14 protein-coding genes and 1 pseudogene are annotated in these 16,032 nt (G+C 68.3%); 10 read left to right on the top strand and 5 right to left on the bottom strand.

Annotated elements, in window-relative coordinates; translation table 11 throughout:
* The first annotated feature begins 9 nt into the window (after window positions 1–9).
* From KF889_30540 to KF889_30530, 3 genes are all read left to right on the top strand, one after another.
* Window positions 10–900: an ABC transporter substrate-binding protein gene (locus tag KF889_30540; protein MBX3503803.1), complete on the top strand. Its 891-nt coding sequence runs from the start codon at window positions 10–12 to the stop codon at window positions 898–900.
* Window positions 901–1,093: 193 nt separating this feature from the next.
* The gene (locus KF889_30535) at window positions 1,094–2,089 is read left to right on the top strand and encodes an iron ABC transporter permease (GenBank protein MBX3503802.1); all 996 of its coding nucleotides are present in this window, start codon (window positions 1,094–1,096) and stop codon (window positions 2,087–2,089) included.
* Window positions 2,080–2,847 (top strand): ABC transporter ATP-binding protein, encoded by a 768-nt coding sequence (locus tag KF889_30530; protein MBX3503801.1) that lies wholly within the window; start codon window positions 2,080–2,082, stop codon window positions 2,845–2,847. Before KF889_30535 ends, KF889_30530 begins: the two co-directional genes overlap by 10 nt.
* Here KF889_30530 and KF889_30525 read toward each other — a convergent pair.
* Complete coding sequence (locus KF889_30525) at window positions 2,822–3,169, bottom strand: hypothetical protein (protein ID MBX3503800.1); 348 nt, start codon at window positions 3,167–3,169, stop codon at window positions 2,822–2,824. The genes KF889_30530 and KF889_30525 overlap by 26 nt on opposite strands.
* A gap of 75 nt (window positions 3,170–3,244) precedes the next feature.
* Here KF889_30525 and KF889_30520 point away from each other — a divergent pair, with 75 nt between their 5' ends.
* Together KF889_30520 and KF889_30515 are read left to right on the top strand one after the other, a co-directional pair.
* The gene (locus tag KF889_30520; GenBank protein MBX3503799.1) at window positions 3,245–3,535 is read left to right on the top strand and encodes a DUF1244 domain-containing protein; all 291 of its coding nucleotides are present in this window, start codon (window positions 3,245–3,247) and stop codon (window positions 3,533–3,535) included.
* Window positions 3,536–3,649: 114 nt separating this feature from the next.
* Entirely contained in the window at window positions 3,650–3,919 is a 270-nt protein-coding gene (locus KF889_30515) for a DUF2312 domain-containing protein (protein ID MBX3503798.1), read from the top strand.
* 19 nt (window positions 3,920–3,938) lie between these two features.
* Here the strand turns inward: KF889_30515 and KF889_30510 are convergent, their stop codons facing one another.
* Both KF889_30510 and KF889_30505 read right to left on the bottom strand, forming a co-directional pair.
* Window positions 3,939–4,712, bottom strand: coding sequence for a DUF429 domain-containing protein (locus tag KF889_30510; protein ID MBX3503797.1), 774 nt, complete (start codon window positions 4,710–4,712; stop codon window positions 3,939–3,941).
* Between the two features lie 2 nt (window positions 4,713–4,714).
* Window positions 4,715–8,200, bottom strand: coding sequence for an indolepyruvate ferredoxin oxidoreductase family protein (locus tag KF889_30505; GenBank protein MBX3503796.1), 3,486 nt, complete (start codon window positions 8,198–8,200; stop codon window positions 4,715–4,717).
* A 182-nt stretch (window positions 8,201–8,382) separates the two neighbouring features.
* On the opposite strand from KF889_30505, the gene KF889_30500 reads away from it, so the two are divergent.
* The 4 genes and pseudogenes from KF889_30500 to KF889_30485 all read left to right on the top strand — a co-directional run bounded on the left by KF889_30500 (window position 8,383) and on the right by KF889_30485 (window position 13,062).
* Complete coding sequence (locus KF889_30500; protein ID MBX3503795.1) at window positions 8,383–9,351, top strand: NAD-dependent epimerase/dehydratase family protein; 969 nt, start codon at window positions 8,383–8,385, stop codon at window positions 9,349–9,351.
* A 62-nt stretch (window positions 9,352–9,413) separates the two neighbouring features.
* Entirely contained in the window at window positions 9,414–11,222 is a 1,809-nt protein-coding gene (locus KF889_30495) for a M3 family oligoendopeptidase (GenBank protein MBX3503794.1), read from the top strand.
* A gap of 107 nt (window positions 11,223–11,329) precedes the next feature.
* Window positions 11,330–12,099 (top strand): annotated as a pseudogene (locus tag KF889_30490) (IS5 family transposase).
* Between the two features lie 54 nt (window positions 12,100–12,153).
* On the top strand, window positions 12,154–13,062 hold the full coding sequence (locus tag KF889_30485; protein MBX3503793.1) for an LLM class flavin-dependent oxidoreductase: 909 nt from the start codon (window positions 12,154–12,156) through the stop codon (window positions 13,060–13,062).
* A 28-nt stretch (window positions 13,063–13,090) separates the two neighbouring features.
* On the opposite strand, the gene KF889_30480 is transcribed toward KF889_30485, so the two are convergent.
* Both KF889_30480 and KF889_30475 read right to left on the bottom strand, forming a co-directional pair.
* Window positions 13,091–14,080: an LLM class flavin-dependent oxidoreductase gene (locus KF889_30480; GenBank protein MBX3503792.1), complete on the bottom strand. Its 990-nt coding sequence runs from the start codon at window positions 14,078–14,080 to the stop codon at window positions 13,091–13,093.
* A gap of 63 nt (window positions 14,081–14,143) precedes the next feature.
* Entirely contained in the window at window positions 14,144–14,506 is a 363-nt protein-coding gene (locus KF889_30475; GenBank protein MBX3503791.1) for a nuclear transport factor 2 family protein, read from the bottom strand.
* A 107-nt stretch (window positions 14,507–14,613) separates the two neighbouring features.
* Here KF889_30475 and KF889_30470 point away from each other — a divergent pair, with 107 nt between their 5' ends.
* The gene (locus KF889_30470; protein MBX3503790.1) at window positions 14,614–15,999 is read left to right on the top strand and encodes an AarF/ABC1/UbiB kinase family protein; all 1,386 of its coding nucleotides are present in this window, start codon (window positions 14,614–14,616) and stop codon (window positions 15,997–15,999) included.
* Window positions 16,000–16,032: the final 33 nt, after the last annotated feature.

Raw genomic sequence — 16,032 nt, 5'->3', positions numbered from 1 at the left:
GATGACAGTGTGATTCAATCCCATCCGACATTGCCCCGGGAGCCGGTCACGTCGGTCCGCATCTCGCGTCTGATCAGCTGCCTCGTCGCTGCGTGCCTGCTCGGCGCGGCGACGTGCGCGCAGGGGGCCGACCTACCGAAGCGAGTCGTTTCGCTCAACCTCTGCCTCGACCAGCTTGTCCTGGCGATGGCCGCGCCCGGCCAACTCGTCGGCGTCAGCGACCTCTCGCACGACCCGCGCATCTCGCCGCGCTGGCGCGAGGCGCGGGCCCTGCCGCCGGTGCGCAAGCGCGCGGAGGAGATCCTCGCGCTGCGGCCGGATCTGCTGATCATCGACGATTTGATCACGCCGTCGCTGCGCAAGACGCTGCGGCTGGCCGGCGTGCCGACCCTGGAACTGTCCGAGGCGGGCAATGTCGAGGCCACGCTCGATCACATCGCCAGGATCGGCGAGGCGCTGGGCCGGCCGGAGGCCGCGCGCGACCTCGCCGCCTCGCTACGCGAGAGCATCGCCCGGCTGACAAGGAGCGTCGGACCGACCAGCCCGGTGGCCGCGATCTACCAGGCAAACGGCATGACGCTGGGCCGCGGCACCAACGCCGACGGCCTGCTGCGTATCGCCGGCTGGCGCAACCTTGCGGCCGAGCGGGGCCTGTCGCTCTTCGTCCCGATCGCGATGGAAGAGCTGGTCCTGGCTGCGCCCGACTTGCTGATCCTCGACGGGAAGACCAGCGACCGCCCGTCGCTCGCCGAGCAGATGATGACCCATCGCGCCGCGCGCCGCGCCTTCGCCGGCGCGCGCACCCTGGTGATGCCGCACAGCCTGTGGCTCTGCGGCGGGCCGCAAAACCTGGAGGCGCTGCGACGCCTGACCGCCGCGCGCGAGACGCTGAAGCGATGAGGGCGGGGCTCTTGGATTTGGCGTTGATTCCTTCTCCACGCGAAGGCGGGGAGAAGGTGCCGAGCGCTAGCGAGGCGGATGAGGGGCTTCCTCGCACAACAACCGATGTCGTCGTTGTTGAGACTCCGCGAAGCCCCTCATCCGCCCTTCGGGCACCTTCTCCCCGCCTTCGCGGGGAGAAGGAGGCCTGGCGATGAGGGGCGTCATCGCCGGCCTGGGCGCCTTCGTCCTTGTGCTGTTCGCGGTCTCGATCGCCGTCGGCCCGACGGGCTTCGCGCCGCTCGCCGCGATCGCCGACGCGCTGGCCGGTCGCGATTCGCCGATGGCGCTGATCCTGATCGAGCTGCGCCTGCCGCGCGCCGTGCTCGGTGTCATCATCGGCGGCGCGCTGGGCCTTGCCGGCGCGGCGATGCAGGGCCTGCTGCGCAACCCGCTGGCCGAGCCGGGCATCACCGGCATCTCGGCGACGGCGGCGCTCGGTGCGGTGCTGACCTTCTATGGCGGCTATGCCGGCGCCACGCCTCTGGCCCTGCCGCTCGCCGGGATCGTCGGCGCCGCGGCGGGAGCCGTCCTGCTGCTGGCGATCGCCGGCCGCGACGCCACGGTTGCGACGCTGATCCTGATCGGCGCGGCGCTCAACGCGCTGGCCGGCGCCGCGACGGCCCTGGTGCTGGGCCTGTCGCCCAACCCCTATGCCTACTACGAGATCGGCACCTGGCTGATGGGCTCGATCGCCGATCGCGGCCTCGACCACGTCGCATTGGCGCTGCCCTGCGTCGTGCTCGGTTGCCTGCCGCTGATGCTGTCGCGCCGCGGGCTCGACGCGCTGGCGCTGGGCGAGGAGACGGCGCGCGGCCTGGGCGTCGATCCGCGCCGCATGGCCTGGCTGGTGATCGCGGGCGCGGCGCTGGCGGTTGGCGGTGCCGTGGCGGTGTCGGGCGTGGTCGGCTTCGTCGGCCTGATGGCGCCGCACGCCGTGCGGCCATTGGTGCGCTACAGGCCGGGTGCCAGCCTGGTGCCTTCGGCGCTGGCCGGCGCGGCGCTGGTACTGGTCGCCGACATCGCCCTGCGCCTGCTGCCCACCGGCCGCGAATTGCCGCTCGGCGTGATGACGGCGTTGTTCGGCGCGCCGGTGCTCTGGCAGCTCGCATGGCGCGCGCGCCGCAGTGGACAGACGCCATGGCTCTGATTGCCGCCGCGCTCGGTCATCAGCTGGGCGCGCACATGATCCTCCAGGGGATCGAGCTGACGCTCGAGCCGGGCCGGCTCTGCGTCGTCATCGGTCCCAACGGCGCGGGCAAGTCGACCCTGCTGCGCATGCTGGCTGGTATCGAGCGGCCTGACAGTGGCGCGGTGAGCCTGACAGGCACGATGCTGGAGAGCATGGCGCCCCGCGAGCGCGCCCGGCGTATCGCCCATCTGCCGCAGGCCACCGCCGCGCACTGGCCACTCAGCGGCCGCGACATGGTCGCGCTCGGTCGTCTGCCTCACGGCGCGGGCCTGGAAACGCCGCGCGCTGCCGACGCGGCGGCGATCACCAAGGCAATGGCACGCACCGACACCGCTTCATTCGCCGACCGGCGCATCGACATGCTGTCCTCGGGCGAGCGGGCGCGGCTGGCCCTGGCACGGATCCTGGCGACCGAGGCCGAGGTGCTGCTGGCCGACGAGCCGGTGGCCAGCCTCGATCCGGCACAGCAGCTCGCGGCGATGGACGCGCTGCGCGAGGAGGCGGGGCGGGGTGCGATCGTCGTCGTGGTGCTGCACGACCTCGCTCTGGTATCGCGCTATGCCGACCGCGTCGTGGTGCTGGCGAACGGGCGCGTCGTGGGCGACGGCCCGCCCGGGTCGGCATTGGCGCCCGACACGCTCGAACGGGTCTATGGCGCTCGCTTCGAGATGGCGTCGATCCCGGTCGCGATCAGTGATCGGAGCCCAGCAGAATGACGTCGCGCAGGCCGGTGTCGTAGCCCAGCCCCTCCGGCGTGAGAGTCGGGGTTTCGATGCCACCGGCCGGCGCCACCAGCCCCTTGCGGGCCAGCGCGAGATAGACCGAGGGGTTGTGCAGGCCGGTGGCGTTGGCGCTCATCACCACGCGCGGGCCGATATGGAAATGGTTGCCGTGGGGGCGCGGCAATTCGTCGATGGTGACCTGGCCGGACGCCTCGTCCTTGCGCGTGATCTCGGGATGGCGGGCCAGCTCCTGCAGCAGGGTGAGCGTCTTGAGCTGCAGATTGTTGAGGTTCAACGGGTTCTTCTTCGCCGGCATGGGCCCTCTATCGCATTCGCGGGCGCGCTATACTATCTCCAGGGCGAACGGCGCAACCGGACGGGAGTTGCCATCATGGACGACAAGACCAGGACCGAGCTCGAGGCGGCGGCATTCCGCCGGCTGGTCGAGCATCTCAAGGGCCGCACCGACGTGCAGAACATCGACCTGATGAACCTCGCCGGCTTCTGCCGCAACTGCCTGTCGCGCTGGTACCGCGAGGAGGCGACGTCGCGCGGCATCGACATGCCCGACCCCAGGGCGCGCGAGGTGGTCTACGGCATGCCCTACGAGGAGTGGAAGGCGAAGTACCAGAAGGAAGCCTCCGCGGACCAGCAGAAGGGCTTCGAAAAGCACAAGCACTGATCGCGGGCTCTTACCCCCGTTATCCCCGTCATTCGCAGGCCGCGTTTCGTTGAAGCGTGGGGCGGGGCTCCGTACGGTCGCTGTCATCGAACCGCAGCCCAGACGAGGAGCGCCATGCCCGACGGCAGCCGTCCCATCAAGACCAAGCCCGGCAACATCTCCGCCGAGCGCCTGAAGAGCTTCATCGAGCGCATCGAGAAGCTGGAGGAGGAACGCAAGGCGATCGGCGGCGATATCCGCGACGTCTACAGCGAGGCCAAGGGCGGCGGCTTCGACGTCAAGGTCATGCGCAAGGTCGTCAGCCTGCGGAAGATGGACGCCGCCGACCGCGACGAGGAGGAGGCGATCCTCGACGTCTACAAGCAGGCGCTGGGGATGATCTGACGACCGTGATGCGCGAGCGTCAGTAGCGCACCGCCATCTCGATGCCGCGGGAATCGCGGTCAGGCTTCGAGGGCAGGACGATGTCGTTGCGCTCGGCGATGTGCCGCGCGGTGACGCATACCGCCAGCGCATCATAGGCATCGTCGTCGGCGATTTCGGTACGCCGCAGCTTCCATGTGGCGCGGTATTCCGCCCAGCGCGCATCGACGCGCTTGAAGCCGGCGGCGGCCAGCAGCGCAAGCCGGCTATGCCGTCCTTCCTCGGTTTTCTTCGAGGCGAGGACGGGTGCGCCTTTGTTGAGGCGCGCGAAAGCGAGCTCCGGATGCGCTTCGAAAACGCGTTCGTGCAAGGACGAACGACTCCCCAGCAGCGCGTCGAGTTCGCACATCTTGGGCACGAGATGCCAGGCCTGCTTGCTCAGGCCCAGGCCGTGATCGGAGCTGGCACGGTTGGCGGCCAGCGCGTGGATGTAGGTGGGCGAGTCGAGCACGGCGCGCACCGGCACGGCGAATACGGAGCTGCTCTTGCCCTTCAACAGCCGCCGCGCTTCGCGCTCGCAGGCCCGGCCGCCGGGCTCGGCCTGCTCGAGGAAGCCCATCGGCATGTCGATGGCGATGACCTTCGGCTGCGGCGGGCTGTCGGCGATGTCCGCGAGGGACGCCACGTACTGGAAGCACCACTCGCCGCTCTTGAGATTCAGCCGTGCGGCGATCCAGCCGCCACGACAGCCGTCGACACCGGCAACCCAGACACCCTTACCTTCCCCCGCATGGCGGGGGAAGGTGGCTGCCAAGCTCATTCCGCTGCCTGGCGAAGCGAGGCGGGGTTGCGGAAGGCGGCGAGCAGCGTGTCCCAGGCCTTGCGCGCCTTGGCGACGTTGGCCTCCTTGATGTGGCCGTAGCCGCGGATCTCGTCCGGCAGATTGGCCAGGCGCAGCGCCGTGGCGTGATTGGCGGGCGACAGCTTGTTGAGGATCTCCTCCAGCGTCGCCTCGTAGTCGGCGATCAGCTGGCGCTCCATGCGCCGCTCGGCCGTCCAGCCGAAGACATCGAGCTTCGTGCCGCGCAGGAACTTCAGGTGCCTGAGCACGCGGAACGCCGACATCATCCACGAGCCGAACTGCTGCTTGATCAGATGGCCGGTCTTGTCGTCGCGGTCGGCGATCATCGGCGGCGCGAGGTGGAACTTGATCCGGTAGTCGCCCTCGAACTGCTGGGCGATGGCGCGGGCGAAGGCCGGGTCGGCGTGCATGCGCGCGACCTCGTATTCGTCCTTGTAGGCCAGCAGCCGGGCGTAGTTGCGCGCCACGGCCTCCGGCAGGCCGCTCATGCCGGGCGCACGCGAAGCCTCCGCGGCCCGCACCTTGTCGATCATGGCGCTGTAGCGTTGGGCGTAGGCGGCGTCCTGGTAGGCGCTCAGCAGCTTCACCCGGGCCTCGACGATCTCGGCCAGACTGGTCGAGGTCTGCCGCAGGCGCGCGATGGACGCCGGCGGTGCGATCAGCTTCTCGACCGCGGCGAGGTCGTGCGCGGCGCGGCGGCCCCACAGGAAGGCCTGCTTGTTCATCTCGATCGCCGCCCCGTTGAGCTCGATGGCGCGCTCGATCGCCTCCGCCGACATCGGCACCAGGCCCTTCTGCCAGGCGTAGCCCAGCATGAAGAGGTTCGATGCGATCGAATCACCCATCAGCGCCGTGGCGATGCGATTGGCGTCGACGAAGGAGCATGCCTCGGCACCGGCCGCCGCCTCGATCGACATCCGCAGCAGCCTGCCCGGGAACTCCATGTTGGGGTTGCGGGTGAAGTCGCCGGTGATGGTCTCGTGCGTGTTGATGACGGCGTGGGTCACGCCTTTCTCGACCTTGCTCAGCGCGTCCTGCGCGGCGGCGACGACGACGTCGCAGCCCAGCAACAGGTCGGCGCCGCCGGCGGCGATGCGCACGGCGTGGATGTCCTCGGGCCTCCCGGCGATGCGCACATGGCTGATCACCGCACCGCCCTTCTGCGCCAGGCCCGCCATGTCGAGCACGGCGCAGCCCTTGCCCTCCAGGTGCGCGGCCATGCCCAGCAGCGCGCCGATGGTGACGACGCCGGTGCCGCCGATGCCGGTCACCAGCATGCTGAAGGGCCGCTCGCCGATCTCCGGCAGGTTCGGCTGCGGCAGCCCGGGCCAGTCACCGGCCGTCGGCTTCGCCTCCGAGCCCTTGCCCTTGCGCAGGCGGCCGCCCTCGATGGTCACGAAGCTTGGGCAGAAGCCGTTGAGGCAGGAGAAATCCTTGTTGCAGCTCGACTGGTCGATGGCGCGCTTGCGGCCGAACTCTGTCTCGATCGGCACGACGGAAACGCAGTTCGACTTCGCCGAGCAGTCGCCGCAGCCCTCGCATACCGCCTCGTTGATGAACACGCGCTTCTGCGGATCGGGGAAGGTGCCGCGCTTGCGCCGGCGGCGCTTCTCGGCGGCGCAGGTCTGGTCGTAGATCAGCGCCGAGACGCCCGGCCACTGCCTGAGCTCCTGCTGCACGGCGTCGAGATCGGCGCGCGGATGGAATGTGGTGATCGGCGCCCAGTCGAGGCCCGGCGGATACTTGTCCGGATCGTCGGTGACCAGCGCGATACGGCCGACACCTTCCGAATGGACCTGGCGGCTGATCTTCCACGGCGAGAGATCGCCGTCGTGGCGCTGGCCGCCGGTCATGGCGACGGCGTCGTTGTAGAGGATCTTGTAGGTGATGTTGGTCCTGGTCGCGACGGCGTGGCGGATCGCGAGATAGCCGGAGTGGAAGTAGGTGCCGTCGCCGATGTTCTGGAAGATATGCGGCGTGCTGGTGAACTTCGACAGGCCGACCCACGAGGCGCCTTCGCCGCCCATCTGGGTGAAGCCGGTGGTCTGGCGGTCCATCCACAGCGCCATGTAGTGGCAGCCGATGCCGGCCATGGCGATCGAGCCCTCGGGCACCTTGGTCGAGGTGTTGTGCGGGCAGCCCGAGCAGAAATAGGGCACGCGCGACATCGCCGGCGTGTTGCGCGCCGGCGCGCCGCGGCGGCGGGCCAGCGCCTCGAGCTTCTGGCTCAGGCGTTCGCCGCGCGCCTCGATGCCGAGGCGGTCGGCGATCACCTGCGCGAGGTGCAGCGGCACGATCTCGCCGCAGGTCGGCATCAGCGGCGCGCCGCTCTCGTCGGTCTTGCCGACGACGCGCGGGCGCTGGGCGGCCGGCAGGTTGAACAGCAGGTCCTTGATCTGCTGCTCCATCAGCGAGCGCTTTTCCTCGACGACCAGCAGCTCGCGCTTGCCCTCGGCGAAGCGCATGAGGTTCTGCGGCTCGATCGGCCAGGTCAGGCCGACCTTGTAGATCGCAAGCCCGAGTCTTCGCGCCTCGCTCTCGTCGATGCCCAGCTCGTCGAGCGCCTGGCGCACGTCGAGATAGGCCTTGCCCGTGGTGACGATGCCGAGTTTGGCATCGGGCGCACCGACCATGACGCGATCGAGCCTGTTGGCGCGCCAATAGGCGTGCGCCGCCGGCAGCTTGAACAGATGCAGACGACGCTCCTGCTCGAGGAAATCGTCGGGGAAGCGCAGGTTCAGCCCACCCGGGGGCATTTCGAAGTCGCCGGGCATGACAATGTCGACGCGCTGCGGATCGACATGGACCGAGGCCGAGGTGTCGGCGGTCTCGCCGATCACCTTGAAGCCCACCCAGCAGCCGCTGTAGCGCGACATCGCCCAGCCGTGCAGGCCCAGGTCGAGGAAGTCCTGCACGCCGGCCGGATTGATCACCGGCATCATGGCGTCGACGAAGGCGAACTCGCTCTGGTGCGCGATGGTCGACGACTTGGCCATATGGTCGTCGCCGGCCAGCGCCAGCACGCCGCCGTGCTTCGACGTGCCGTTGATGTTGGCGTGCTTGAAGACGTCGCCGCTGCGATCGACGCCCGGGCCCTTGCCGTACCACATGGCGAAGACGCCGTCGTATTTCGGGTCGGGCACCAGATGGATCTGCTGCGTGCCCCAGATCGCCGTGGCGGCGAGGTCCTCGTTGGTGCCGGGGTCGAACTGGATGTGGTTCCGCTCGACGAACTTCCTGGCCTGCCACAGCGCCTGGTCGAGCCCGCCCAGCGGCGAGCCGCGATAGCCGGAGATGTACCCGGCAGTGTTCAAGCCCGCGGCAACGTCGCGCTGGCGCTGCATCATCGGCAGGCGCACCAGCGCCTGCGTGCCGGTGAGGAAGACCCGGCCCCGTTCGAGGGCGTATTTGTCGTCGAGGCTAACCGCGGCGATGGGCATTCCGTGCCTCCAGAACCCGGCTTAGGTCAGCACAGCTAACCTTTCGTTCGGCCAGATTCAATGCGCAGTGCACTGCACCAGGGAACAAAGACCGAAATCGCCGGCAGGGGGCGCCGACACGACATCAGCTTGCGGCGATCGCGGCCATCAGGAAAGAAAAGATTCGGGCTATCATCGCCGCCATGACGATTCTGGTGACCGGCGCCGGCGGCTTCATCGGCTTTCATGTCGCCCGGGCGCTCTTGGCGCGCGGCGATCGGGTGCTGGGCATCGACAACCTCAATGCCTATTACGAGGTCAGCCTCAAGCAGGCGCGGCTGGCCGAGCTCGAGGGCCGCAACGGCTTCACCTTCCGCAAGGCCGACATCGCCGAGCCGCAGCTCGTCGAAGACGTGCTCGCCGCGTATCCCGACGTCTCCGGCATCATCCACCTCGCTGCCCAGGCCGGCGTGCGCTACTCGCTGGTCGATCCCTACGCCTATATCCGCAGCAACGTCATGGGCCAGACCGTGATGCTGGAGCTGGCCCGCCGCCTGCCGAAGCCAGGGCATTTCGTCTACGCCTCGTCGTCCTCGGTCTATGGCGGCAACACCAAGCTGCCGTTTTCCGTTGGCGATCCGGTCGAGACGCCGGTTTCGCTCTATGCCGCCACCAAGCGCGCCGACGAATTGCTGAGCCAGTCCTACGTCCATCTCTACGGGCTGCGGATGACCGGTCTGCGCTTCTTCACGGTCTATGGCCCGTGGGGGCGGCCCGACATGTCGCCCTACATCTTCGCGCGCGCGATCTTCGCCGGAAAGCCGATCGAGGTGTTCAGCCACGGCAGGATAAGGCGCGATTTCAGCTATATCGACGACATCGTCGCCGGCGTTCTCGCGGCCTACGACAGGCCGCCGCCGGCGCCGGTCAACCGGCTCTACAATCTCGGCGCCTCCAGCAGCGAGGAGCTGATGCGCTTCATCGCGCTGCTCGAGCAGGCGATCGGCAGGAAGGCGACCATCGAGCTGAAGCCTGCCGTGCCGGGCGACGTGCCGGAGACCTACGCCGACGTGGCGGCGACGCAGCGCGAGCTCGACTGGCGGCCGCAATTCGCCATCGAGCAGGGCATCCCGCGCTTCATCGACTGGTTCCGCGCCTACCACAAGCTGTGACTTGGCGTAGCTGCCGTCGCTTGCCATATGTTGGCGCTGACAGTCCTGCCGGAGTTCCCCCGATGACCAAGACCTTCGCGCCCGACGGCGCCGCCGCCGCGCAGCTCGGCGACCTGCCGACCTGGGATCTGTCGGACCTCTATCCGGCGATGGACGCGCCGGTGCTCGAGGCCGACCTGCAGCAGGCGGCGTCGGACGCCAAGGCGTTCGCGGCCCGCTACCAGGGCAAGCTCGGCGAGCTGTCGGGCGACGCTTTCGCTGCCGCGATCAAGGGCTACGAGGCGCTGCAGGAGAAGCTGGCGCGCATGGCCTCCTACGCCTCGCTGCTCTACGCCGGCAACATGAGCGATCCGAAGATCGGCCAGTTCCAGCAGAACATCCAGGAGCGCGTCACCGACATCACCGCCGACCTGCTGTTCTTCTCCCTGGAGATCAACCGGCTGGAGGACGCGGTTCTCGACGCCAGGAAGGCGGAGTCCGCCGCGCTGCGTGCCTATGCGCCGTGGCTGCGCGACGCGCGCGCCTTCCGTCCGCATCAGCTATCCGACGACCTGGAGAAGCTGCTGCACGAGAAGTATCCCAGCGGCAAGGGCGCCTGGAGCCGGCTGTTCGACGAGACGATGGCGCGGCTGCGCTTTCCCTTCGACGACGAACGGCTGACCTCGGCGCAGATCCTGCACAAGCTTTCCGACCGCGACGGCAAGGTGCGCGAGCGCGCCGCGCGCTCGTTCGGCTCGGTGATGGGCGAGAACATCGGCGTCTTCGCGCTGATCACCAACACGCTGGCCAAGGACAAGGAGATCGACGACAAGTGGCGGCGCTATCCCCGCCCACCCTCGCAGCGCAACCTCTACAACGCCGTCGAGGACGAGGTCGTCGACGCGCTGGTTTCCGCGGTGAAGAGCGCCTATCCGCGCCTGTCGCACCGCTACTACAAGCTCAAGGCCAGATGGTTCGGCGTGGACCAGCTCGACTACTGGGACCGCAACGCGCCGCTGCCCGACGCCGACGACCGTGTCGTTCCATGGACCGACGCCACGCGCATCGTCATGGACGCCTACCAGGCCTTCTCGCCACAGCTCGCGGCGGTGGGCAAGCGCTTCTTCGACAACCGCTGGATCGACGTGCCGACGCGGCCGGGCAAGTCGCCGGGCGCCTTCGCGCACCCCACCGTGCCGTCGGCGCACCCCTATCTGCTGCTGAACTACCAGGGAAAGGTGCGCGACGTGATGACCTTGGCGCACGAACTCGGCCATGGCGTGCACCAGGTGCTGGCCGGCCCGCAGGGCTACCTGCAGGCCGACACGCCGCTGACCTTGGCCGAGACCGCCTCGGTGTTCGGCGAGATGCTGACCTTCCGCTCGCTGCTCAAGGGCGCGCCCGATGCCAGGACACGGCGCGCCATGCTGGCGGGCAAGGTCGAGGACATGCTGAACACCGTGGTGCGCCAGATCGCGTTCTACGACTTCGAGCTGCGCCTGCACAACGAGCGGCGCAAGGGTGAGGTCACCGCCGAGCGCATGGGCGAGATCTGGTTCGCGGTGCAGAGCGAGAGCCTCGGGCCGGCATTGCGCTTCCACCCCGAGTACGCGCACTACTGGGCCTACATCCCGCACTTCATCCACACGCCGTTCTACGTCTACGCCTACGCTTTCGGCGACTGCCTGGTGAACTCGCTTTACGCGGTGTTCCAGTCGGGCGCGGTTCAGGACTTCCAGTCCAAGTACCTCGCCATGCTGGGCGCCGGCGGCACGTTACGGCACAAGGAGCTGCTGGCGCCGTTCGGGCTTGATGCCTCGGATCCGGCCTTCTGGAGCCGCGGGCTGGATATCATCAGCGGCTTCATCGACGAGATCGAAGCGGCGACCTAAGGCGCATCTGTCATCCCGAGCAACGCGAGAGATCTAGGCGCTGTTTACAAAGCTATTGACGGCTGAATCGCGGATTGATTCAAGGATTCCCTCTGAAGGAGGGAAGCGTGAGCCGTGGCGATCTGAGCGAAGGTGAGTGGCGGATCTTGCAGGCGACGCTGCCAAAGCGGCGAACCGGCCGACCGCCCGAGGATTTGCGCGGAACGATCAACGGCATCCTGTGGCGCATCCGCACTGGCACGCCGTGGCGCGACGTGCCGGAGAAGTACGGCAAGTGGATGAAGGTCTACCAGCGCTTCCGACGCTGGAGCCAGACCGGCGTGTGGGAGGCGATCGCCACCACGCTGGCCCAGGCGATGGCCGATAACCGCCATCACAGCATCGACAGCACGACGGTTCGGGGGCATGTGTCGGCCGCCGGCGCAAAAGGGGGACTCGCGAACAGGCTTTTGGCCAGTCGCGGGGCGGGTTCACCAGTAAGGTTCACTGTATCTGTGACGCTGGCGGCATCCCGCTCGGCTTCCACCTCACGCCCGGCGAAGCGGCCGACTGCAAGGCGTACGAGGTCCTGATCGAGTTGCCTGAGCGAGCGCCCGAGGCACTGCTCGCCGACAAGGGCTACGACACCAATGCCATCCGCGATGACCTCAAGCGCCGCGACATCCGTGCCGTCATACCGCCGCGCTCGAACCGGACTGGCAACATCCGCTGGAACAAGCGCGACTACAAACAGCGCAATCGCATCGAGCGCAGCTTCGGCCATCTCAAGATCAACCGCGCCGTCGCCACCCGCTACGACAAGCTCGCCCGATCCTTCCTCGACACGCTACACTTGGCACTCATCCGCCGCTTGTTGCGGTTTGTAAACAGCGCCTAGTGCCGACCTGGATCCCTCGCTACGCTCGGGATGACAGACAAAGGAAACGCCGCCATGCCCGAGCAACGTCCCGCCATCTGCCTGATCGCCATGCCGGGGCGGCGCCGGCGTACCGTCGAGCTCTGCCAGGAAGCGGAGAAGCGCGGCTTCGCCGGCATCTACGTACCCAGCCCGACCGGCAACATGTCGCTGTGCGAGGCGATGTCGTGGAACACTAGCTCGATCATCTTCGGCACCTCGATCGCGCCGATCTATCAGCGCACCATCGTCGACTTCGCGCAGAGCGCGGCGATGATGCACGAGGTCTCCGGCGGCCGCTTCCGCCTGGGCATCGGCATCGCGCACGGGCCGTCCTACGTGCGCATGGGCGTGACACCGGGCAAGCCGCTGGCCGACACGCGCGCCTTCATCGAGAAGTTCCGCGCCGAGACCGCCTTCGGCCCGCTGCCGCCGATCATCGTCGCGGCGCTGCGCAGGAAGATGGTGGCGCTGTCGGGCGAGCTGGCCGAAGGCGTGGTCTTCGCCAACGCCTCACGCTCGCACATGGGCCAGTCGCTGGCGGCGCTGCCGGCGGCCAGGCGCAACGATCCCGCCTTCTTTATCGGCAACATGATCCCGACCTGCGTCAGCGACGATGTCGAGGCCGCCAAGGCGGTGAACCGGCGCACGCTCACCAACTACGCCTTCCTGCCGAACTACCGGAACTACTGGAAGGAGGCCGGCTACGTCGAGGAGATGGACGGCATCGAAAAGGCGATCACCGAAGGCCGCCGCGACGACGTGCCGAAATTCCTCACCGACAGGTGGCTCGCCGACAACACGCTGTTCGGACCGGCGGCCAGGGTGCGCGAGGGCGTCGCTGCCTGGCGCGAAGCGGGCGTGCACACGCCGATCATCGTGCCGTCCTCGGCGGCCGGCAACCAGCTGAAGGCGATCGAGGAGACCTTCGCGACGTTCAGCTGATCTTCTGGGACCGCCGGCGGTCCCAGCTCTACAGCTTCGGCACGACCTCCTCGGCCAGCAGCCGGAACGTCTCGCGGCTGAGTGGGGCGCACATCAGGTAGTTGAGGTTCATCGTCTCCTTGAGCTCGGCGATGCGCTCGCGCACCGACTCCGGGGTGCCGTGGATGATCACGTCATCGACGTAGTACTGCGCCGGCTCCTTGCCGCGGTAGTCCCTGGCCTTCTGCAGCGATTTCTGGTGCTGTGGCCCGGCATAGGCGTCGACCAGCCATTGCGCGCCGCGCCGCGCCACCTCCTCGGCCTCGGCCATCGTCGGCGCCAGCGCCATCAGCCGCGCCATCGGGATGTCGCGGCCGGCGTCACAGTGGCCGGCGGCGGCGAGACCCTCGGCGTAGCGTCGCCGCTTGCCACCGATATCGGCGAAGGTGCTGTGCGGGTCCATCATGATCGAGAAGCCCTGGCTCGCCGCCCAGTCGACCGCGCTCTCCGAGCTTGCCGCGAGCCACACCGGCGGGTGCGGCTTCTGCAGCGGCTTGGGCAGCACTTCGACATCGTCGAAGCGGAAATGCGCGCTCTCGTGATTCAGCCGTTCCTGCGTCCAAGCCTTGAGCACGATTTCCACGGCCTCGCGGAAACGGTCGGCGCTCTCCACCGGCGGCACGCCGAAGGCCTGGAACTCGGTGGGCGCGAAGCCGCGGCCGGCGCCCCAGCAGACGCGGCCGCCCGACAGCACGTCGAGCAGCGCCACCTCCTCGGCCAGGCGCAGCGGATGGTAGAGCGCCGCCAGCGACACCGCGGTGCCGATCTTCAGCCGTTTGGTGCGCGACGCCGCGGCGACTCCCAGCATGTGCACCGAGGGGCAGACGCTGAAGGTGGTGAAATGATGCTCGGCGAGCCACACCGCGTCGAAGCCGGTGCGGTCCATGATCTCGATGCGCTCGAGCGCGCGGCTATACACTTCCTCCAGCGGCCCGTGCCGCCCGGGCCAGCTGAAGAACTGCAATACGCCGACCTTCATCCGATGTTCCCCCGGTTCTTGCGGCACCCGGAGGGCAGTAGATCACGCCTCGCACGCCCTGTCTCAGCTCGCGCCAGCCGGCAGGTCGATGATGTAGCGCCAGGTGCCGTCGGCCTGTCGGCGCAGCACCTCGATGGTCTTGCCGGCGAAGCCCGGCGGCGCGCCGCCGCCGGTCAGCGTCCAGGAATTGCTGATCGAGGCGAGGTCGCCCTGCACGTGACAGCTGCGCAGCTCGATCATCATCGTCGCCTTCATGGCGAGGAAGCCCTCGATCACCGGCTTGATGCCGGCGATGCCGCGCACCTCCTGGCCATCGGGCGTCACGAACAGCGCGTCGTCCTCGTAGAGCGCCAGCAGGCCGGCCGCGTCGCCGGCGTTGAACAGGCGGCCGAAGACGGCCGCGGTCTGCCTGGGGTCGGTGATCATGGCGTCTCTCCCTCTCGACGCGGCGTCGCGCCGCCCTTGACGCTGTCGCATCATCCTAACATGTACGTTTGCAGGCGGCCGGCAGATGCGCCCCCCGCAGGAGTTCGATGGCCGATTCCGACGAGGACAATTCGCTGCTCGGCCGCGTGGGGCGCTATGCCCGCGTCGGCACCTCGGTCGGCGGCGTGGCGGCCAAGCTGGCGGGCCAGCGCTATCTCGGTCTCTCGGTCGACCGCGAGCGCAATGCGGCCGACCTGAAGGCGGCGCTGGGCGGGCTGAAGGGTCCGCTGATGAAGGCGGCACAGCTCATCTCGACCATTCCCGACGCGCTGCCGGCCGAATACTCGCGCGAACTCTCGCAACTGCAGGCCAACGCGCCGGCGATGGGCTGGTCCTTCGTGCGACGGCGCATGGCGAGCGAGCTGGGGCCAAGCTGGCAGGCACGCTTCGGCAGCTTCGAGAAGGAGGCGGCGGCGGCGGCGTCGCTCGGCCAGGTGCATCGTGCAACGCTGCCCGACGGCTCGCCGGTGGCCTGCAAGCTGCAGTATCCCGACATGGCCTCGACGCTGGAGGCCGACCTCAACCAGCTCAAGATCATCTTCGCCATCGGCCGGCGCATGGACATCGCGCTGCGCACCGAGGAGGTCTTCAAGGAGATCGCCGAGCGCCTGCGCGAGGAGCTCGACTACAGGCGCGAGGCGCTGCACGCCAGGCTCTACGCCCATATGCTCCGCGACGAACCCACCGTGCACGTGCCCGATATCGTCGAGGAGCTGTCGACCGGCCGGCTGCTGACCATGCGGTGGCTCGAGGGTGCGCCGCTGCTTTTGTGGAAGGAGCGGCCGCAGGAGGAGCGCGACCGGCTGGCACTCAACATGTTCCACGCCTGGTACAAGCCATTCTATTTCCACGGCGTGATCCACGGCGATCCGCATCTCGGCAACTACTCGGTGCGCGACAACGGCGACGTCAATCTGATGGATTTCGGCTGCGTGCGCGTCTTCCCGCCGGACTTCGTCAAGGGCTCGATCGACCTCTACCGCGCACTGCTTGCCGACGACGAGGAACTGGCCGTCGAGGCGTACAGGCTGTGGGGCTTCAAGGACGTCTCGCGCGACATCATCCGCGCGCTCAATCGCTGGGCGGCGTTCCTCTATGGCCCGCTGATGGACGACCGTCCCCGGCGCATCGCCGAGGGCTCCGCCGGCCAGTATGGCCGCGAGACCGCCAACACGGTGTTCTCCGAGGTACGCCGCCTGGGCGGCGTGACGGTGCCGCGCGAGTTCGTGTTCATGGACCGCGCCGCGATCGGGCTGGGCTCGGTGTTCATTCACCTGCGTGCCGAGATCAATTGGTACCAGCTGTTCCAGGACATGATCGGCGCGTTCGACGTCGAGGCACTGGCGGCGCGCCAGAAGGCGGCGCTGGAGGCGGTGGGGCTTTCATCCAACGTGTCATCCCGAGCGCAGCGAGGGATCCAGGAAGGCCCATAGATCCCTCGCCGCGCTCGGGATGATGGGGTGGAC

It is taken from the genome of Alphaproteobacteria bacterium (assembly GCA_019635875.1).
Classification (GTDB): Bacteria; Pseudomonadota; Alphaproteobacteria; order Reyranellales; family Reyranellaceae; genus JAFAZJ01.
This window is presented reverse-complemented; position numbering and strand designations above follow the sequence as displayed.